This is a genomic window from Citrobacter sp. MNAZ 1397 (assembly GCF_023613995.1).
Lineage (GTDB): Bacteria > Pseudomonadota > Gammaproteobacteria > Enterobacterales > Enterobacteriaceae > Phytobacter > Phytobacter ursingii.
The window spans coordinates 1,278,893-1,298,154 of the sequence record NZ_JAKIVH010000001.1; the positions used below are offsets into that span (position 1 = coordinate 1,278,893).

Here is a 19,262-nt window from a genome sequence, read left to right on the forward strand (position 1 = left end):
TTTGTCATTCCTGTTGGGTAAAAGGGTTAGTGGCCTGCGCTGTCGCGGTAGCGTTCAGCCGGGATATTGCTCGAAAGGTGCGGCATCATGGCCTTGCGGCTGTTTTCCATCGCCAGCCACTCCGCTTCGTTATGCAAAGAGGGGATCGTGACCAGCTCACCTCGCAGAAAGCCTGTTAGCGCGGCATCCACCAGGTCATAAGGGCTCATCACTATCGATTTATCGAGTTGTTCCAGTGGGAGACCGCCGTTATCCCAGAACGGCGTTGCCGTCGCGCCTGGTAATACGGCCTGGATCTGTATCCCTTTATCGGCCAGTTCGTGGTGGAGTGACTGACTAAAGGCCAGTACAAATGCTTTTGTTCCGCCGTACACACCGTTCAACAATTCCGGTGCAAGGCTGACGATGGAAGAGATGTTGATGATGGCGCCATTGCCGCGCGCGACGAATCCGGGAACAACGGCATACGTGAGGCGAGTCAGCGCAATCACGTTAAGGTTAATCATCGCCTGCATCTGGTCGACATCGCTGGATAACAGCGGCGTATGTGTGCCAGTGCCCGCATTGTTGACCAGCAGTGTAATGCTGGCATCGTCGTGCAGTTTTTTCTCCAGGGCGTTAAGTTGTTGGCTATCGCCAAGATCGGCGGCCACGACCTCCACATTACGGGCTGTATCGGCGGTGATATGGCTTGCCATCTGATTCAGGCGGTTGTGATTGCGGGCAACGATGATCAGGTCGTAACCCATACGCGCCAGCCGATTAGCATAAATAGCGCCGATGCCAGTTGATGCGCCGGTGATCACTGCAGTGCCTTTACCGGGTTGTGTAGCGATGTTCATAGCAGGTTCCTTTCAGTCACCATTGATTCGATGAAAGCATCATAAGTAAGAAAAAGGTGTCCCGAATGACGTTAATGGTAGTTATTTGGGACATTCTGTGTCTCGCCTTCGCCCTGTCCAGGTGGGAACGGGCAATGCCTGTTTGCATGAAGCGGAGAAGAATGATGAAAAAAATGCAGAAAAAATAATGGATAAGGTGTTAACTGGCTGTGCGAGAAAGGGGTTAATCCGATAGCAAAACAGCAAGGACAAAAGGAATGAGGGGTTTGCTTAAAACATTAGGCGCAGCTTTTATGCTGTCGGCCAGTTCTGTTGCGCTGGCGTCGTCTGTGCCTGCCACAGATGCCACACCGCAGATGGCCTACGAGGATATTTCGCGCTCTTTACCTGCGCTTGAGCCGATTACCTTTCAGGCCAGCGCAGAAAAACACAAACTGCTGGTTTTTGTTGATAACCAGTGTGTTTATTGTAGTTTCGTCATCAAAAATATTAAGAAATACACGGATGCAGGTTTGACCATGTCATTTGTGACAGTCGTTCCGCCATCAATAAAAGATTCGGTCATAGAGGATATGTCCCGAGTATGGTGCGCGCCAGATCGACCGAAAAGCCTGCAAAACGCGATGGCGGGGTTCTTACCCGCAAATGACAGCACAGAACAATGTAAGCAGCTAATTATTAAGCAATCAGAGCTTGCGGATCGGCTTGGGATTAAGGTAACACCCGTGATGGTTGTGCTGGATCCCGCAATGCACACCTTCCTGGGCAGTCTACCGCCGGATAAAATTCTCTCTGCATTACAGTAATACTGTGCGCGGCGAGATCTGTTTCAAAGGCCGCACCGCGGCCTTTTTACGGTACAACGCTTATCACACTTGCGTCAGTCCGCCATCGACGCAAATTTCCGCACCGGCGATATAGCGACTGTCATCACTGGCAAGAAACAGCGCGGCGCTGGCAATTTCATCCGGCGTCCCCATTCGGCCTAATGGAATGGCGCTGATGATCCCCTGACGAAACTCCTCCGATGCGGCGGCCATCATCTCTGTGTCCACCGGGCCTGGCGCGACGACATTTACCCGAATACCACGGGGGGCGAGTTCACGCGTCCAGGTGCGCGCAAAAGAGCGCAGCGCGGCTTTACTGGCGCTGTAGACGCCATAACCTGCCGAACCAATAACGTCAGCGATCGAACCAATTAACACCACGCTGGCGCCGGGATTAAGCAAGGGCAGGGCCGCCTGCAACGCAAACACCGGGGAGCGGACGTTAAGCCCAAAAATCTGGTCAAAATGATCGGATGAAATCTGTTCCAGCGTGGCGTGTTCTGACATACCGGCGTTAATCACCAGCACGTCAATACGACCGGATTGCGCCTGCACTTTTTCCATAATCCGGGTGAGTTCGCTTTGCTGGCTGACATCGGCGCGCAATGGCAGGGCATTATTTCCGATGGTGGCAACGGCGGCTTGCAACTCTTCGTCCCGGCGAGAAGTAAACCAGGTGGATGCCCCTTCGTGAGCGAAACGTTGACTAATCGCCAGACCGATCCCTTTGGCGCCGCCCAGTACAACGGATACTTTATTATTCAATCTGTTCATCATTGCTCTCCTCATTGAGTGGAAAACAGATGATATAAGTTTTATATTTAGTATCAATTACGCACTTTGTTTATACCAGATATCATTGGATATACCGACATGACAACGATTGACTGTAATAGCCTGAGAGAAGTAGGAAAAACGCGTCCGGTGCTCGAACACATCACCAATAAATGGTCGATTCTCATCCTGACCGTCCTGTGCACTGAGCCCGCTCGCTTCAATGAAATCCGTCGCCGCCTGGACGGTATAACCCATAAGGCGCTGGCTGATGCTCTTAAGCGACTTGAACGCAACGGGCTTGTCTATCGAAAAGTGCTACCCACAATGCCGGTAGGGGTGGAATACAGCATCACGCCTCTGGGGCATTCACTGCGCGAACCTTTCGAGGCGCTGTATCAGTGGGCGCTGGAACATGGCCCGACCCTGGAAGCTGCACAAAAAGAGTATGACAAACAAGCGCATGAGGAAGAGTTCGTCGGCTAACAGGATGTTGTATGGCTCAAGGGACATTCCGCTGCTCATTTTTTCAGACGTCGCCATGAAGAGTGCCTGAATATTTCATAAACACGCTGGAAGAATATCAGCGTGTTTACGACAATATCGTAGATAGCAAAAACCATTTGAGGGAAAAAGAATATTTATTTGTCGTGTGGCTTTCATATGAAGGTGTGGTGGATATTTTTCGTGCGTTAACTTTGTATATCAGGTGCGCGATTTCAGATGCAACAGGTGAGCATTTCTGACAATGCCTCTGCCTGATGATGGTGATTTTTATAAAACTAAATAAATAGATGATCTTTATCAGTAGGTTTATGATTAACGCTGGCTACAATAAAATAAAGCAACAATGAATAGCGTTACAGAGACAGGGGGATGGCGTATGAAATGGATTCGTTATAAGAAAAGACTGCATCGGTTAACCACTATTATCCCCGGCTGCGAATATCGACTGGCCATTCCCGAAGAACGGTCGGCAGTGACAGTTGATCGCGTTGCCCTGGAAAAAGTCGTGCGCGAACATTATGGTCTGAAGTGGCACTGAATAATCATGCAAAATTAGCTGCATAATATACGCCCTGGCGAACGTCAGGGCTCATAATGTTGTTCACCCTCTTTATTTATCGCAAAGCCAGCTTCTGGCCATGATAGCAAACGCGATGACCATTCAGGTTTCATCACTGGCGTGAACCGAACAAATCTCTTCTGTCTTTCGGTCAACGAGACTACCGGCTTGTACAACGATAACCCTTCCTCCTCTGCGTTGCGTGCTGACCTGCGCTTCGTTAATTCTGGAATGTCAGGATTGGTTACATTTTTTTTCGTCTGCGCATCAGCGAATGTCATCAAGCGCTATGGGGCTGACCTGCGCTTTTTAGCCGCTGGAAAATCAGTCAATTAGGCGAATTATCTTCGTGCGTCTCTTTTATCAGAACACGTCACACCGTTTCGTTTTGCCTAAAAACCCTGCATTAAGTAAGAATTTTATCGCTTTTTAGTCACGAAGCATGGCGAGCTGAAAACCCTATGCTAAATTTTTTCTGACTTCACAAAGAAGTCGAAAAGAGAGGAAACGGTATGAAATTCAATGACGAGCGCACGGGACTCATTGGATTAGCCATTGGGGCCGCTGTTATTGGGCTGATTTCGGGCGGTAAGATCATTAATCGTGACAATATCATTGAAGAGATAGAGCGTCAGGGCAGAGACAGGGGTGACGGTGTGGAGGATGCCATTTTCGCGCAAGCGGCGAATCTGGTAATGAAAGGGAAATAAAAATCCACGACGTTGAGCGGCATCACACGAAGGCCATTACAAATGTGACTTCTGAGCTTAGTTCGTCATCGTTTACTCTTTATTTAGGAAGTACCGGGTAGATTAAAAGTGAATCGTTAATCCTGTGGCTACAGGGTAGCGTATAGTCCAAAACACAAATCTATCCATGCAAGCATTTTACCGTCAGTCTCTACTGGCGGTTTTTTTTATCTGTACGATAGCAAAAAAGAAGGCCCCCCGCGGTGTTTCGGCGCGAGGGGCCTGTTTGGTGGGGGATTATCTCCGTTCATCAGTCGTCCCATTTATGGCTAAAATAAGCAGCAAGAAAACCAGAAAATAAAATGATTCCCAGCACTGCAATAAAGACATGCATATTTCCCAACATCGTTACTCTCCTGTTACTGAATAATTCTGACCTCACTTACCTTTCATTATTTGCCGCGTTGATTGGAATACTACCTGACTGAATCTAAACAATAGCTTAATTATGTGAACTATTTATTTGCGAGCGTAAATTTTTTGCGAAATTGTCCTGGGGTGAGTGCATATTGTTGCTGAAAGTGATGGCGCAGGGCGGCGGCATTGCTGAAACCGATTTGTCCGGCGATCGCATCAATATTCATCTTCGACTGCGTCAGTAGCTCTTCGGCCCGGCGCAGACGAGCCTGCAAAATCCAGCGGGCGGGCGTGGTGCCAGTGGCCTCGGCAAAACGGCGTAAAAAGGTACGCGGGCTCATGCCGACATGACGGGCAAGCGACTCAACGGTGTGGCTCGCGTCGAGTTGCTGTTGCAGGAAATCAAACAATTTCCCCAGCGACTGGCTCTCCCTTGAACGGGCAACCGGTGCCGTCACTTTTTGCGTCTGCATTCCGTCGCGGTGGGGCTGAACCACCAGACGCCGGGCGACATTATTGGCGATGTCGCGACCGAAATCGGTTCTGACGACGTGCAGACACAGATCGATGCCCGCCGCGCTTCCGGCAGACGTCATTACGCGACCCTCATCATAATAGAGAGCATCTTCCAGCACTTCGATGGCCGGATAGCGCTGACGCAGCAGGTCAGTATACCGCCAGTGGGTTGTCGCTTTTCGACCGTTGAGGAGCCCGGCAGCGGCAAGCACAAACACTCCGGAGCAGATAGACATTATCCGGCATCCGCGCTGGTGGGCCTGGCGCAGTGCATGGCAAAGTGCTTCCGGTACCGGCGTCTGTGCGCCGCGCCAGCCGGGAACAATAATCGTATCGGCCCGCTCAAGCAATTCCACGCCGCCTTCGGTCATAATGCGGATACCGCCTGTCGCGCGCAGCTCTCCTTCATCCACCGCCGCAACGGCAAAGTGATACCAGTTATCGCCCAGCTCCGGACGTGGCAAGCCAAAAATTTCCACGGCGACGCCAAACTCAAAGGTACATAAACCATCGTATGCGAGAGCGACGACAACATGCTGCTGTCCGGGGGGCGGTGAAATTGTCATGTTTTTGTTGTTATCTGGCATAAAGCTATACGGTCACGGTGTCTTGTTTTCGTTAGATTAGTGTTAACACAAACCTGGAGAAAGCACTATGAGCTATGTTTCGGAAGTCCCCGCTGCCTCGCCTGAGGTGACCGCCAGCCACTTTTTACGCCGCCTGAGCGTCGAGACCGATTGCGCCGATGTCCACCATGCGTTGACGCACGAGGAACAAGATTTTGTGCTGTTACATGTCGTGGGTAGCCCGGAGACCTTCGCCAGGCGCCATATTCCAGGCGCGATCCATCTGCCACATTCGCAAATGACACCAGAGCGCATGGCGCAATGGCCTCAGGACACGCTCTTTGTCGTCTATTGCGCAGGCCCCCATTGTAACGGGGCTGATCGTGCGGCGCTAAAACTGGCGCGAATGGGGCTGGCGGTAAAAATCATGCTCGGCGGGTTAACCGGCTGGGAAGATGAAGGATACCGTTTTGTGGCAAGTTGAATATTTTTCATGGGTGATGAGAAATTCTCGTTTGCTACACGGACACTGCATGTGACATTTTATTTGGACATTTAGCCGTCCAGATGGCTAAAAATTCAAATAATGAACTATCACGCCGGTAAACTATCTGGCCGGCGTGCAAGGAGAACACCATGCAGCGACATCAGGCCCCGTTCCGCGCAGACGTAGTTGGCAGTTTTTTACGCCCGGACACCATTAAACAGGCACGCCAGCAATATGCGCAGGGCAGCATCAGCGCTCAACAACTGCGCTCCGTGGAGAATGAGGCGATTCGCCATGTGGTTCAGCAGCAGTGTGACTGCGGCCTGCACGTGGTCACCGACGGTGAGTTCCGCCGTGCCTGGTGGCATTTTGATTTCTTCGATGGCCTGCAGGGCGTGGAGCGCTACGACGCGGATAAAGGCATCCAGTTTAATGGTGTGCAGACCAAAGCTCATGGCGTACGGGTGACCGGAAAACTCGGTTTTGGCGATCACCCGATGCTGGAAGATTTTATTTACCTGAAAAGCATTTGCGGCAATGCGCAACCGAAGATGACCATTCCAAGCCCGAGCGTGTTGCATTTTCGCGGTGGTCGTAAAGATATCGACGCTACCGTGTATCCGGACCTGGCAGACTATTTTGAGGATTTGGCGACGACCTGGCGCGATGCGATCCATGCCTTCTACGCCGCGGGTTGCCGCTATTTGCAACTGGACGACACCGTCTGGGCCTACCTCTGCTCTGACGATCAGCGTCGCCAGATCCGTGAACGCGGCGAAGACCCGGATGAGCTGGCCAGCATCTATGCCCGCGTGCTGAACAAAGCGCTGGAAGGCAAACCCGCTGACTTAACGATTGGTCTGCATGTTTGCCGGGGTAATTTCCGCTCCACCTGGATTTCCGAAGGCGGCTATGAGCCGGTAGCGGAAGTGCTGTTTGGCAGCGTGAATGTCGATGCGTTCTACCTTGAGTATGATAATGACCGCTCCGGTGATTTCGCACCATTGCGCTTTATTCGTCCGGGTAAACAGCAGGTGGTATTAGGGCTGATCACTACCAAAAAGGGTGAGCTGGAAAACCCGGAAGGTATCAAAGCGTGCTTACAGGAAGCGGCGAAATATGTCTGTCTGAACCAGCTTTGCCTGAGCCCGCAGTGTGGTTTTGCCTCAACGGAGGAGGGGAACACGCTGACAGCAGAGCAACAATGGGATAAAGTGCGCCTCGTTACGCAGATAGCGCAACAGGTGTGGTAATCCGCGAGTCATAACGACGCACGAAATGCCATGGGCATGCGGGGTCTCCTGCATGTCCTTTCTTTATTTATTCGGCTGGGCCTAAGCCAGACACATGGAGTCATTCATGACAACAAAAAGGGATGATTGGGAGCAGCCTCGTGGAAACTGAGGTGATGGCGTCGCGCGGTCAACGGGCCTTTCACTCTTCATCCTTTCGCTATCTGTTTTTCGGCCGCCTGCTGACCGTTCTGGGAAACGGTATTGCCCCGATTGCGCTGGCGTTCGCGGTGCTGGATATCGGTGGCTCTGCGACGGACTTAGGTCTGGTCGTGGCGGCCCGTTCACTCTTTAACGTTATCTTCCTGCTGCTCGGCGGCGTGCTCGCAGACCGCTACTCGCGAAGCCTGGTGCTGGTCTCCTCGTCGCTGGTTGCGGCAGTGGCGCAGGGGATGGTGGCATGGCTGGTGCTGGACGGCAGCGCAACTATCATGCTGCTGGCTGTGCTCGGGGCGCTTAACGGCGCGGCGGCGGGCATTGCCTTACCCGCCTCCTCGGCGATGGTGCCGCAAACGGTGCCGGTACGTACCCTGCGCGAAGCCAATGCCTTTATTCAGCTTGGCGTTTATGGCGGCACGGTGATTGGCGCGTCGCTTGGCGGTATGCTCACCAGCACCATCGGTCCCGGATGGGGGCTGGCGATTGATGCGCTTGGCTTTGCGGCCTCGGCTCCGCTCTATTTACTGATTCGTGTCGGGGCTATCGCATCGCACGATGCGCAATCAAATATTGTGCAGGATTTGCGCGATGGCTGGAAAGAGTTTATCGCCCGCACCTGGGTATGGGCAATTGTGGTGCAGTTTACCATCGTCAATGCGGCCTTTAGTGGCATGGCGATGGTGCTCGGTCCGATCGTGGCGGATGAAACATTTGGGCGTACCGGCTGGGGGCTTGCCGTGGCGGCGCAAAGCGTTGGCCTGATTGCCGGTTCGCTGATTGCGCTGCGTTGGCGGCCCCGGCGCGATCTGTTTATTGGCGTGGTGATGGTAAACTTTTGTGCGTTGCCACTACTGGCGCTGGGGGTGTATCCCACCACGACAGCGCTCATGGCAGGTTTCTTCCTGGCAGGCGTGAGCTTTGGTCTGTTTGGCGTGGTATGGGCGCAGTCACTGCAAACACATATCCCGCCGGAAAAACTCGCGCGAGTTTACGCTTATGATGCGCTGGGCTCGTTCGTGGCGATCCCGGTGGGTGAAATTGCCGCCGGTCCGCTGGCACAGCACTATGGCAGCACCAGTGTCCTGCTGGCCTGCGCGCTTTCGGTGGTGCTGGCGACGGTGGCAGCCTGTTTTGTGCCCGCCATCCGTCTGCTCGACAACACGCCGCAGATCCGCACGAACCACGAAAGGTAAGGCAGGCGCTAGCTTGCCTGCAACACACCCAGCGGTTTTGCCTGCATCCCCCTCAGCATCATCAGCCAGGCCAGGACGATGGTCACCATCATAATGACGAAAAGCGTCCATGCCGGCAGGGTGGTCAGGATAATCCCGGTTAACAACGGGTTCATTGCCGCGCCCAGCCAGCCCAGCGCCTGGGCCGAGAAATAGCTCGCTTTCATTCCCGGCGGGGCAATGTTATCAATCAGCATGTACTCGCCGGGCGCGTAAATGACTTCGCCAAGGGTAAAGACGGCGGCCGATGCGCCCCAGAACCAAAGATTGTCCCCGGAAAACATAAAGCCGCCCAGGCCAAGGACAAAACAGACGGTACCAAAGGCCATTAACGGACGCAGGTTCTTTGCCGTCAGCTTACTTCCCAGCCCGTATTGCAGTGTCACCACCACGGCGGCATTGACCGGCAGTACCACGGCAACCACTTTTTCGGCAACGTCGCCGTCCGCGATTGACATGACATACTGAGCAATGCAAGACGCAAACGATCCGGCGACAAAGGAGGCCAGCAGTCCGGATAAGGTAAACCAGCGTAGCGCACGGTCGCGCAACAACACTGACGGCGACCAGGCCACGCTGTTTTCGCTGCTCTGCGCCACGCTGACACGGCGAACGAACATCTGGATAAACACCAGTGGTACCGCAGAACAGAAGGCCGCAAGCCAGAAGGGCAGATTGATACTGTACATGACCAGCATCGTGCCAATCGGTGGACCGACGGTCCAGCCAACATTAATAAACGTGTAGTTGAGAGAGAAAATCCGCGCTTTCGCCGCCGCACCCAGCGTATCGGAAAAATAGGCTTTCAGAACGGTCGAAAAGACTGAGTAGGCGCAGTTAATGAGCGAGAAAAAGAGCACCACCAGACCGGCGTGGCTGACCAGGGGAATGGCGCTAAAACCAAACAAGAAGACGGCGATCGCCAGCAACATATAGCGTTTTTTATCGAACTTATCCGCCAGAATACCGAAGCCAAGACTAAAGACCACGCCGATAGTCAAGGCCGTTGTCATCGCATAACCCACCTGGTCAACAGACATGGCGTACTGGCGATTGAGATAGATAGTCATAAAGGGCAGTGTTGCCCCGCGACCGATGGTTAACAGTAACGACGACGCCAGTAACGCGGCGGTAGACCGCTTTTGTGTTGAGATCATTTTCCTGCCCGACAATGCCTGTTGTTATAGTTTTTTGTGATGTCTAACAGCAATAACATGCATAAAGCGTGATGTACACCGGTTGATTTATCACGGGATGCCAAAATGGACCTGCCAAAAATAATGATCTGTCTCTGGACTGTTTTTTGCGTTAACGTAACTTTTTTTACAAAAGTTTAAAAAAACAGAGGCGAAAATGACGCGTAAAGATGGACTGCTGGCGCTATTGGTCGTGGTGGTATGGGGCCTGAATTTTGTGGTGATCAAAGTCGGGTTGCATAATATGCCTCCACTCATGCTGGCGGGTTTACGCTTCGTCCTGGTCGCCTTTCCGGCACTACTGTTTATTGCGCGGCCTAAAGTGCCACTGCGCTTACTCCTGGGCTACGGGCTGACCATCAGTTTTGGCCAGTTTGCCTTCTTATTTTGCGCCATCAAATTCGGCATGCCTGCGGGCCTGGCGTCGCTGGTGCTGCAGGCTCAGGCATTTTTCACCATCATTCTTGGCGCCGGCGTATTCGGCGAACGTCTGCAGGGGAAACAACTGGCGGGTATTACGCTTGCGGTACTGGGTGTGCTGGTGTTGATTGAGGCCAGCCTGAGCGGGCAACATATTCCGATGATCGGATTTGCCCTGACCCTCGCGGCGGCGTTCAGTTGGGCCTGTGGCAATATCTTCAATAAGAAAATCATGAGCCACACTTCGCGCCCCCCGGTCATGTCACTGGTGGTCTGGAGTGCATTGATTCCGATAATCCCCTTTATGGTGGCCTCGATGATATTTGAAGGCCCGGCGTTAATGCTACAAAGTCTGGTCAGTATTGACCTGACGACGATTCTGTCGCTGGTCTATCTGGCGTTTGTGGCAACAATTGTCGGTTATGGTATCTGGGGGGCGCTGCTCGGGCGTTATGAAACCTGGCGTGTGGCGCCGCTGTCGTTGCTGGTGCCCGTAGTGGGAATGGCCAGTGCCGCGCTGCTTCTGGGTGAGTCGCTGTCGGTATTACAACTGGGCGGGGCGGTGCTGATTATGGCGGGGTTGTACATTAATGTGTTTGGTTTTCGCTTACGCCGTGCGGTTCAGGCGTAGGGGATAAAAAAGCCCCGCCGAAGGCGGGGCAAAACGATCAGGTGCGTGCGTTGTAATAAGGCACGCCCAACTCGTCGGATTTATCACTCCCGGCCCCCATGTGGTTAAAGTCGAAAGGCGACTGTTCATGGGAAGTGGGCATTACCATTGTGTCACGTGGGTTCTGTTTCGCAGGGTGTGCGAATTGTTCCGCATAACTCTGGCCGGTCAGTAACACCATCACGGTGAGGGCGGCACAGGCAATACGTTTCATGATTTCCTCGATACGTCTTTAAAACAGGCGATTAGCAATTACAGTGGTTTAACGGAAATAGATAGCGAGACTCGCCGGGTATTTCGGTCACACGATACTTGTGTGGCGGCACGTCAAAGTAGTTTTTGAACGTACGCGTCAGGGTTTGTTGCGATTCAAACCCATAGCGCTCCGCGAGATACAGGATCGGTTCATTACTGCCTTTCAGCTTCTGTGCGATTTCAGTCAGCTTACGGCTGCGAATGTACTGCCCCAGTGAGTGCCCCGTCTCTTTTTTAAACATCCGTTGCAGGTGCCATTTGGAGTAACCCGAACGCTCAGACACTTTTTCCAGTGAGAGCGGCGATTCCAGGTTATCTTCAATCCAGTCCAAAATGCTATGAATAGTGATGGCGTCAGTATTGCGTCTGGACATCGTCATACCTCTTTTTCGTTACGGCAAGATTTTCTTGAGCAAGTGCTCCAGAGTTGCCACTTCTTCTGCCGTTAAGTTTTTTGTTAATTCCTGATGCAGGTTTTGCCCTACTAATTGATGACATTGCTCACACAGCGCGGCGCCGTCGGTGGTTAATTGCACCAGCACGCCGCGCTTGTCATGCGGATTAGGATTTCTTTCGATCCAGCCTTTGCAGACCAGTCGGTCAAGCATGCGCGTTAGCGCACCAAGGTCGACGGAGAGGATCTTTTTTAATTCGACCGGGGTGATACATCCCTGGCAGCGGATAGAACAGAGCACCTTAAACTGCGTGGCGGTGACATCCAGCGGCGCAAGATAGTCGTTAAGTAAGCGATCTTTTTTTTGGTTAACCATATGGATCAAGCGACCAAGTGGAATGATTTCGTTAAACAGATCACTTGTGCTTTTCACAGTGGTTGCCCCGGCAAGTATATTAGTCACGGCAGATATTATTGCTCAGGCAAGTATAAGTCAACTGAATGAATTGGGGCATGCCACGATTTGCTAAAACAGGGTTACGTCTGTTTTTCTACTCGACTATGTGTATGTTTTTATGAGTTTAATTAATGGATAAGCAAAGCCAGTGCCGATAAAGCCACGCTGAAGATATACTCTCGGGTACGTTTGTTGGCCCTGGAGTGTCTTCGTAGATGATGGATTTATTGAAAGTTATTGGCCTTGGACTGGTGGTGATCCTTCCGCTGGCGAACCCGCTTACCACCGTGGCGCTCTTTTTGGGGCTCGCGGGCAATATGAACAGCGCCCAGCGCAACCAACAGTCGCTGATGGCCTCTGTCTATGTCTTTGCCATCATGATGGTGGCGTATTATGCCGGGCAACTGGTGATGAATACCTTCGGAATTTCGATACCGGGGTTGCGTATCGCCGGTGGCCTGATCGTGGCCTTTATCGGTTTCCGTATGCTTTTCCCGCCGCAGAAAATGCATGAGGCGCCGGAGATCAAAACCAAATCGGAAGAGCTGGAAGAGGAGCCGACGGCCAATATCGCTTTCGTTCCCTTAGCGATGCCGAGTACTGCCGGGCCGGGGACGATTGCGATGATCATCAGCTCCGCGTCGACCGTGCGCGAAAGCACCGACTTCCCTGAGTGGGTGTTAATGGTTGCGCCCCCGCTGATTTTCGCCGTCGTGGCAGTGATTCTGTGGGTATGTTTGCGTAGCTCCGGCGCGATAATGCGGCTGGTGGGTAAGGGTGGGATTGAGGCTATCTCCCGGCTGATGGGCTTTTTGCTGGTCTGTATGGGGGTTCAGTTTATCATTAATGGCGTGTTGGAAATCATTGCAACCTACCACGCTACGGCCTGATGCGACCGCGTGAGAGCGGCCAACAGCCCGTGATGACTGAGACGGGACGAGGAGAAGAACCCGTCAGCGGGTTGCGAAACGACAACCCGCTGACGGTGAGGCATTACAGAGTGTGCGGTTGCTGTCTTTCTTCTGCTGATACCGGCCAGCGCCGGAAAATCACGACCGACCAGACCAGCGCGGCCAGCGCAGGAATAGCACCCGCATAGCCAATGGCTGACATCGACCACTGCAGGCTGATTTGGTTACCGACCAGCGCGCCTGCGCCAATCCCGATATTGAAAATTCCCGAGAACAGTGACATGGCCACATCGGTCGCATCCGGTGCCAGCGCCAGGACTTTCACCTGCATACCGAGGCCGATAATCATAATTGCGATACCCCAGAAAATGCTCAGCACGGCCAGGTTTATCTCACTGCCTGCCGCAGGGCGTAGCAACAACAGCGAAATAACCAGCAGGCCAATCGCGCCGCTGATAAGGCCGGAGGCATGTTTATTGCCCAGTTTGCCAAACAGCACGCTACCGAGGATCCCCGCACCGCCGAGTATCAGCAGCAACAAGGTCGCGAAATTACCGCTGAGGCCCGCCACCGTCTGCACGAACGGTTCGATATAGCTGTAGGCGGTGTAGTGGGCGGTAACCACAATGACCGTCAGCAAATAAATGGACAACAGTGCCGGGCGACGGAACAGTTCAGGCAGACTACGCAGTGAACCTGAGTGCTCACTGGGCAGTTTCGGCAACAGTTTAATCAGACACAGCAGAGTAACCAGCGCGCCAAAGCCGATGGCGAAGAAGGTCGTACGCCAGCCAAAATATTGGCCGACGACGCGACCAATCGGAATACCCAGCACCATCGCCAGCGCGGTACCGGTAGCGATAAGGCTCAGCGCCTGCGCGCGTTTACCTGCCGGGGCCAGTCGTATTGCGAGCGACGCGGTGATGGACCAGAAAATCGCATGGGCGAAAGCAATACCAATGCGGCTGATTACCAGCACATGGAAATTCCACGCCAGGAAGGAGAGGACATGACTGCCAATAAACAAAACGAACAGGCCAATCAGCAGCTTGCGACGCTCTACCTGGCTGGTCAGCAGCATAAACGGCAGTGACATCAGCGCCACAACCCAGGCGTAGATCGTCAGCATGATACCGACCTGCGGGGTTTCCATATTGAAACTTTGCGCGATGTCCGACAGCAGCCCCACAGGCACGAACTCAGTAGTGTTGAAAATGAACGCGGCAATGGCAAGCGTAACCACCCGAAGCCACGCGACTTTTCGTGAAACCATTTGTGTTGTCATATCTTTTGGGATCGGTTGCAGGGGAAGAATATGGGCAGATCTTAGATCTAATTCTGCTCAAAATACAAACTTTTTGTGATCAATGTCTCATTTTTAATTGGGGCACAACGTTGTCAGTTGAAACAAAAAGCAATACAAGAGAAAAACAAAGGAAAACAAGAGGAAAGGCTATGCACACAATCGACTTCTATATGGTGGACGCGTTTAGCGACCATACGTTTGGCGGTAATGCCGCCGCAGTTTGTCCGCTAACGGAATGGTTGCCGGATGATGTGTTGTTGAAAATGGCACAGCAACACAACCAGTCTGAGACGGCGTTCTTTGTTCGTAACGACGACGGCTTTGAGCTGCGCTGGTTTACCACGCAGTACGAAATCAACCTTTGCGGGCATGCCACGCTTGCCGCCGCGCACGTGATTTTTGAATACCTGGACTACCCCGATACACACATTAACTTTACTACCCGTTTTGTTGGCCCGCTTATCGTAAGCCGCAAAGGCGACTGGCTGACCCTGGACTTCCCGGCCTGGCAGACAGAACGGGTGGCAGCACCGCCTGCGCTGCTGTTTGAAACACTGGGTATCACCCAGGCCAAAGAGGTACGCGTGGCGCGCGATTATATGGTGGTGCTGGAAAACCAGCAGCAGGTTGAAGCGGTGACCCCTGACATCGCCGCGATGATCCCTTTAAAGAAAATGGTCTGTATTACCGCGCCAGGCGACAAGCATGATTTTGTCAGTCGCTTTTTCTGTCCGGGCGAATCGGTGCCGGAAGATCCGGTAACCGGCTCGACCCACAGCATGCTGATTCCATACTGGGCGGATAAACTCGGTAAATCCGTTTTGCAGGCACGTCAACTTTCAGCCCGTGGCGGTGAACTGCGCTGCGAAGCGCGTGGCGAAAGGGTATTGATTGGCGGTCAGGCAACCACCTATCTGATAGGTAAAGTCTACTTGCGCGGCTGAATACAAGCGTAGATGAGAAATTAAGACGGGTGACAGTGTCACCCGTCTTTCGTTACTTAAGCGATGCGCCGCCACAGATCACCAATTCCTGACCGGTAATGGCCGCCGCCTCTGGTGACAGGACAAATCCTACCAGTGCTGCCACTTCCTCAGGCGAAATCAATCGTCCAATGGGCGGCATAGTGGGCGGCGAGCTTGCGCGTCCGGGCGCACTGAGCATCGGCGTTTGTGTCGCCCCAGGAGCGACCACGTTGGCGGTGATCCCCCTCGGCGCCAGTTCTGCTGCCCAACTGCGCACCATGCCCACCAGCGCCGCCTTGGTGGCAACATACTGCGATCGTCCCGATGCACCGCGCGACGTCCGGCTGCCAATGACCACTATCCTGCCTCCGGACGCCATCTGTGGGGCAAAGTGATTGATCAGCGTCTCCGCCGCCAGCACATGCAATTGCCACAACCGCTGACTGACCTCAGGTGTTAACTCGCCAAGCGGTGCTGAGGCCATCATTCCGGCGGCATGGATGACTGCATGAGGCTCAGCCAGGGTGGTCAGCACCTCTCGCAGCGCCGCGCCGTCACTGAGATCGACACATATGCTGTTAAATCCCGTGTTGTCACGCTTGACGTTTGAACGGCTAAGCCCGGTGACATTCCATCCCTGATTGAGCAGACGGCTGACAATAGCCTCGCCAATTCCGGAACTTGCACCAGTTACGATTGCGTGTGGCATATTTATACCTCCAGCAGCGCACGCGGAACTTTAAACACTGCTTTGCGGATCGTCATTGGTTCTGCCGCCGCGCACAGCGCCTGATGCGGTTCGCCCGGCAAGAATACGGCAAAATCACCCGCCTGCAGCAGCATACTGACCGGTAGCTCGGCGGTGGTGGTGATAAAGAGATCCGGCTTACGCTCCTCATCGGTTGCCAGCGGCACGTACTGCGTGCCGGCACAAATGAGCTCTTCACCCGTCAGCAGCACTTGAATATCCGCCCACTGGTGGTGATATTCCGTATGACGGATTTCACGCCGTTGCGTATTGGCCGGGCCGACGGTACAGAACCACTCTGCCCCCGGTAGCTGAAAACGCCCATCGTCGCGCGCCTGCAATGCGTCGAATGCGCACTGAGGAAGCGCCAGAATATCGCGCAACACCGCAGGCAACCCTGCCTGCGGCAGGGCGTTAAGATTGCCAAAAATCACACTGACTCCTTAATCCATTCCGGCGATACGCGAACGTATTTAATCGCCTGGCGGAAATAGGTATAAGCGATATGCAAACTGCCGTCCGCTCCCTGTTTGATGCTCGGGTAGGAGAACTCGCGATTTAGTTTTTCCTGTGAGTTATTGGTCATGCAATAGCCGTCACCTTCGTCCAGATGACGCTGCCAAGGCCAGCTTTTCCCACCGTCAGGTGAGATAGCCACGGTCATCGGCGCACGCGGTGCACCCCAGAATGCGCTGCGACCGCTGGTTACTTCCGGCTCTTTGCGTCCATCGCCATCGTCAATTTCGTCATACAGCGAGGCACGGCGTTCCAGCGCCCCGGCGGCACTCATGTAGTTAAACACCAGCGCCAGATTGCCGTCCGCCAGGGTCGTGACCTGAATGGACGAATTGTTGTTTGGCAAGGTCGTCGGTTCCGGCACAGACCAGCTTTCACCATCGTCGGTCGACTGGCTGTAATAGATGTTATCCGCCCAGCGACTGCGGAAAAGCGCAACCAGGGTGCCGTTGTGCAGTGCGGTGATGTTCATATGCACACAGCCGAGGCTTTCCGGAACCTCCACATCGCGCCAGGTTTTCCCCTGATCGGCGGAGATTTTTACCGCGCTGATATCATCATTACCGACCCACTTCTCACCCGGTTTGGTGCGGCAATAGAAGACCGGCAGCAGCCAGTTACCATTTTCCAGCACGGTGATCGGCTGGCGAATAAACGTGCCTGGCTTATCGAGCAGTGTGGCAATTTCGCCCCAACTGACACCAAGGTCGGTCGACTGGCGATAGCGGACGATTGCCGTGTCCTGGTTGCCGGAGATCTGCGCGGTCCACATCAACCACAGTACGTTATCCGGGGCGAGGAACAGTACCGGGTTTTGCTCGGAACGACTGGCATCGTCAGACAGTTTGACCGCCTCACTCCAGCTGTCGCAGCCTGCTACGAGGCGTGAGCTCCACACGGAAATATCCGCAACGCCTTCCTGGGTGCCGCCAAACCAGACGCACATCAGCGTGCCATCAGGCAGCGGCAGAATGTTGGCCGCGTGGTTTTGCGGGCAGGGCGAGGGCAGCATCGCGCTGATGACACGTGCATCTTCTTGCTGACGTAATACGCCATCGCGATTAACAGTAACGGACATATCAAACTCCACTATTTTGTACAGGTGTTGGTGCTTTCGTTTTCGCGTGCGCTTTGTTCGGGATAATTCGGTCCAGGACCATAATCACCGCCGGGGTAATCAGCGCGATATACATGTTGTTGATACCGAACGGGTCGCCCAGCACATACCACAGTGATGTCACAACACAGGAGCCAATCAGGCCGGCGTTCGCGCCACGGGTGCTTTTAAAGAACGGGGCGTAGAAAGCAATCACTGCAACCACCGTGATGGACAGACGGATCGCTCGGGTAAAGAACGACAGTTTCAGCACTTCCGGGACCAGCAGCACGAAAATCAGCGGCAGGAAACCAATCAATAAAGATAACCAGCGCGTGGCTTTAAATTCTTGCTCCGGTGTCGGGTTACGGTAAGGGACATAGAAATCTTTCACCACCAGCGAGGCGATAGCCAGCGCAACGGTACTGACGCTCACGAAAATAGAAGCAACAAGTGACGTTGTCACAAGTCCGGCAATCCATGGGTTCATATCCTGCAGGAAAATCGGCATCGCATACAGGCTGTTAATTTCTGGGTGCAGATATTTTGCCGCGACGCCGATAACGGCAATCGCCAGCGCAATCGGCATACAGAAGAAAAATGCTATCCAGGTGGAACGTTTCGCCGATTGCACATCTTTGGTCGAACAGATGGCCTGAATCACGAACTGGGTACAGAAAATAGACCCGATAGTCCCAATCAACCAGGCGAAAATAGTGCTGGCACCGAAGTTACCATCCCAGGTCCAGTAGAAGTCCGGCATTTTCTGAACCATCGGGGTGAAACCACCGGTTTTGTAGAGTGCAAAACCCATGATGACCAGAATACCGAAGTACTTAAGCGCACTGTGCAGCAGGGTAACCCAGGCCACGCCTTTCATGCCGCCGTAGGCAAAGTAGAAGGTACTGACGATGGCGGTAATAAAGGCGGCCACCGGCAGGCTCACTTTCAACACTGTAGAAATCGCCGCCGCGCCGCTCACGTAGTTGCCGACATTCACCAGCAGCAATGCGTAGATCATGATGATAGAAATGATGTTCTTGGTGCTGTTGCCGTACTTCTCTGCAATTGCGCCGGAGATGGTGATTTTGCCGGTGTTATAAATGCGTTTGACCAGCAGCAGGCCAAACAATGGGAAACCGATAGCCGCACCCAGAACTGACCATGAGGCGGCAATCCCGCCTTCGAAGGCGGCCTGTGCGGTACCGACAGTTGATTTCGCGCCAATGTATTCAGACATTAATAAGATACCAACGATAAAGGCCGGCATCGCGCGGGAGCCTTCCATAAAGTCGCCGGAGTTTTTACTGCGTAAACGGAACGTAAGCCAGGTGGTAAAGACGATATAGGCAATGACTATACCGACAATGATCAGGGTATCTTGTGAAGTAAACGTGTTCATCTTTGCCTCTCTTTGGGGCGAGTGAAGCCAGGGCACCTGAGGTGCCCAATATTCTAATG

23 protein-coding genes are annotated in these 19,262 nt (G+C 53.4%); 10 read left to right on the forward strand and 13 right to left on the reverse strand.

Features of this window, described 5'->3' with window-relative positions:
- Window positions 1–26: 26 nt before the first annotated feature.
- Window positions 27–842, reverse strand: coding sequence for an SDR family NAD(P)-dependent oxidoreductase (locus L2097_RS05945; protein WP_047370214.1), 816 nt, complete (start codon window positions 840–842; stop codon window positions 27–29).
- A 257-nt stretch (window positions 843–1,099) separates the two neighbouring features.
- Between L2097_RS05945 and L2097_RS05950 the strand changes: the two genes are divergently transcribed.
- Window positions 1,100–1,648, forward strand: coding sequence for a thioredoxin fold domain-containing protein (locus L2097_RS05950; protein WP_502799290.1), 549 nt, complete (start codon window positions 1,100–1,102; stop codon window positions 1,646–1,648).
- Window positions 1,649–1,711: 63 nt separating this feature from the next.
- Here L2097_RS05950 and L2097_RS05955 read toward each other — a convergent pair whose 3' ends face one another.
- A complete protein-coding gene (locus tag L2097_RS05955) occupies window positions 1,712–2,443 on the reverse strand; it encodes an SDR family NAD(P)-dependent oxidoreductase (RefSeq protein ID WP_047370216.1) in 732 nt (243 codons plus the stop codon).
- Between the two features lie 99 nt (window positions 2,444–2,542).
- Here L2097_RS05955 and L2097_RS05960 point away from each other — a divergent pair, with 99 nt between their 5' ends.
- From L2097_RS05960 to L2097_RS05970, 3 genes are all read left to right on the forward strand, one after another.
- Window positions 2,543–2,929, forward strand: a complete 387-nt coding sequence (locus L2097_RS05960) for a winged helix-turn-helix transcriptional regulator (RefSeq protein WP_250352347.1) — start codon at window positions 2,543–2,545, stop codon at window positions 2,927–2,929.
- A gap of 397 nt (window positions 2,930–3,326) precedes the next feature.
- The gene (locus L2097_RS05965) at window positions 3,327–3,488 is read left to right on the forward strand and encodes a hypothetical protein (RefSeq protein ID WP_167337878.1); all 162 of its coding nucleotides are present in this window, start codon (window positions 3,327–3,329) and stop codon (window positions 3,486–3,488) included.
- Window positions 3,489–4,021: 533 nt separating this feature from the next.
- The gene (locus L2097_RS05970; protein WP_047370219.1) at window positions 4,022–4,219 is read left to right on the forward strand and encodes a hypothetical protein; all 198 of its coding nucleotides are present in this window, start codon (window positions 4,022–4,024) and stop codon (window positions 4,217–4,219) included.
- Between the two features lie 289 nt (window positions 4,220–4,508).
- Here the strand turns inward: L2097_RS05970 and mgtS are convergent, their stop codons facing one another.
- Window positions 4,509–4,604, reverse strand: a complete 96-nt coding sequence (gene mgtS, locus L2097_RS05975; protein WP_039078912.1) for a protein MgtS — start codon at window positions 4,602–4,604, stop codon at window positions 4,509–4,511.
- A gap of 109 nt (window positions 4,605–4,713) precedes the next feature.
- The gene (ftrA, locus tag L2097_RS05980; RefSeq protein ID WP_047370220.1) at window positions 4,714–5,718 is read right to left on the reverse strand and encodes a transcriptional regulator FtrA; all 1,005 of its coding nucleotides are present in this window, start codon (window positions 5,716–5,718) and stop codon (window positions 4,714–4,716) included.
- 67 nt (window positions 5,719–5,785) lie between these two features.
- Here ftrA and L2097_RS05985 point away from each other — a divergent pair, with 67 nt between their 5' ends.
- The 3 genes from L2097_RS05985 (at window position 5,786) to L2097_RS05995 (ending at window position 8,828) form a co-directional block, all read left to right on the forward strand.
- Window positions 5,786–6,181 carry a rhodanese-like domain-containing protein gene (locus L2097_RS05985; protein WP_250352348.1) on the forward strand — a complete coding sequence of 132 codons (396 nt, stop codon included), beginning with the start codon at window positions 5,786–5,788 and terminating at the stop codon, window positions 6,179–6,181.
- A gap of 152 nt (window positions 6,182–6,333) precedes the next feature.
- Window positions 6,334–7,437, forward strand: coding sequence for a cobalamin-independent methionine synthase II family protein (locus L2097_RS05990; protein WP_250352349.1), 1,104 nt, complete (start codon window positions 6,334–6,336; stop codon window positions 7,435–7,437).
- 155 nt (window positions 7,438–7,592) lie between these two features.
- Complete coding sequence (locus tag L2097_RS05995) at window positions 7,593–8,828, forward strand: MFS transporter (RefSeq protein ID WP_047373267.1); 1,236 nt, start codon at window positions 7,593–7,595, stop codon at window positions 8,826–8,828.
- Window positions 8,829–8,836: 8 nt separating this feature from the next.
- On the opposite strand, the gene ydeE is transcribed toward L2097_RS05995, so the two are convergent.
- Window positions 8,837–10,024: an efflux MFS transporter YdeE gene (gene ydeE / locus L2097_RS06000; RefSeq protein WP_229221076.1), complete on the reverse strand. Its 1,188-nt coding sequence runs from the start codon at window positions 10,022–10,024 to the stop codon at window positions 8,837–8,839.
- Window positions 10,025–10,220: 196 nt separating this feature from the next.
- Here ydeE and eamA point away from each other — a divergent pair, with 196 nt between their 5' ends.
- A complete protein-coding gene (eamA, locus tag L2097_RS06005) occupies window positions 10,221–11,114 on the forward strand; it encodes an O-acetylserine/cysteine exporter (RefSeq protein ID WP_047370224.1) in 894 nt (297 codons plus the stop codon).
- A gap of 37 nt (window positions 11,115–11,151) precedes the next feature.
- Here the strand turns inward: eamA and marB are convergent, their stop codons facing one another.
- From marB to marR, 3 genes are read right to left on the reverse strand one after another with little or no spacing between them, the layout of a single operon-like run.
- Entirely contained in the window at window positions 11,152–11,367 is a 216-nt protein-coding gene (gene marB, locus L2097_RS06010) for a multiple antibiotic resistance protein MarB (RefSeq protein WP_047370225.1), read from the reverse strand.
- A 31-nt stretch (window positions 11,368–11,398) separates the two neighbouring features.
- On the reverse strand, window positions 11,399–11,782 hold the full coding sequence (marA, locus tag L2097_RS06015) for an MDR efflux pump AcrAB transcriptional activator MarA (protein WP_139153698.1): 384 nt from the start codon (window positions 11,780–11,782) through the stop codon (window positions 11,399–11,401).
- A gap of 18 nt (window positions 11,783–11,800) precedes the next feature.
- Entirely contained in the window at window positions 11,801–12,235 is a 435-nt protein-coding gene (marR, locus tag L2097_RS06020) for a multiple antibiotic resistance transcriptional regulator MarR (protein ID WP_039078921.1), read from the reverse strand.
- A gap of 239 nt (window positions 12,236–12,474) precedes the next feature.
- On the opposite strand from marR, the gene L2097_RS06025 reads away from it, so the two are divergent.
- Window positions 12,475–13,149, forward strand: coding sequence for a MarC family NAAT transporter (locus tag L2097_RS06025; RefSeq protein WP_250352350.1), 675 nt, complete (start codon window positions 12,475–12,477; stop codon window positions 13,147–13,149).
- 103 nt (window positions 13,150–13,252) lie between these two features.
- On the opposite strand, the gene L2097_RS06030 is transcribed toward L2097_RS06025, so the two are convergent.
- On the reverse strand, window positions 13,253–14,455 hold the full coding sequence (locus tag L2097_RS06030) for a sugar transporter (protein ID WP_047370227.1): 1,203 nt from the start codon (window positions 14,453–14,455) through the stop codon (window positions 13,253–13,255).
- Between the two features lie 170 nt (window positions 14,456–14,625).
- Here L2097_RS06030 and L2097_RS06035 point away from each other — a divergent pair, with 170 nt between their 5' ends.
- A complete protein-coding gene (locus tag L2097_RS06035; RefSeq protein WP_047370228.1) occupies window positions 14,626–15,420 on the forward strand; it encodes a PhzF family phenazine biosynthesis protein in 795 nt (264 codons plus the stop codon).
- Between the two features lie 52 nt (window positions 15,421–15,472).
- On the opposite strand, the gene L2097_RS06040 is transcribed toward L2097_RS06035, so the two are convergent.
- The 4 genes from L2097_RS06040 to L2097_RS06055 are packed head-to-tail and all read right to left on the reverse strand — an operon-like array spanning window position 15,473 to window position 19,203.
- A complete protein-coding gene (locus tag L2097_RS06040; RefSeq protein WP_250352351.1) occupies window positions 15,473–16,150 on the reverse strand; it encodes an SDR family NAD(P)-dependent oxidoreductase in 678 nt (225 codons plus the stop codon).
- A 2-nt stretch (window positions 16,151–16,152) separates the two neighbouring features.
- Window positions 16,153–16,623, reverse strand: coding sequence for a NanQ anomerase/TabA/YiaL family protein (locus L2097_RS06045; protein ID WP_047370230.1), 471 nt, complete (start codon window positions 16,621–16,623; stop codon window positions 16,153–16,155).
- Window positions 16,620–17,783, reverse strand: a complete 1,164-nt coding sequence (locus L2097_RS06050) for a sialidase family protein (protein ID WP_250352352.1) — start codon at window positions 17,781–17,783, stop codon at window positions 16,620–16,622. Before L2097_RS06050 ends, L2097_RS06045 begins: the two co-directional genes overlap by 4 nt.
- Window position 17,784: 1 nt before the next feature.
- The gene (locus L2097_RS06055; protein ID WP_142518370.1) at window positions 17,785–19,203 is read right to left on the reverse strand and encodes a sodium:solute symporter family protein; all 1,419 of its coding nucleotides are present in this window, start codon (window positions 19,201–19,203) and stop codon (window positions 17,785–17,787) included.
- Window positions 19,204–19,262: the final 59 nt, after the last annotated feature.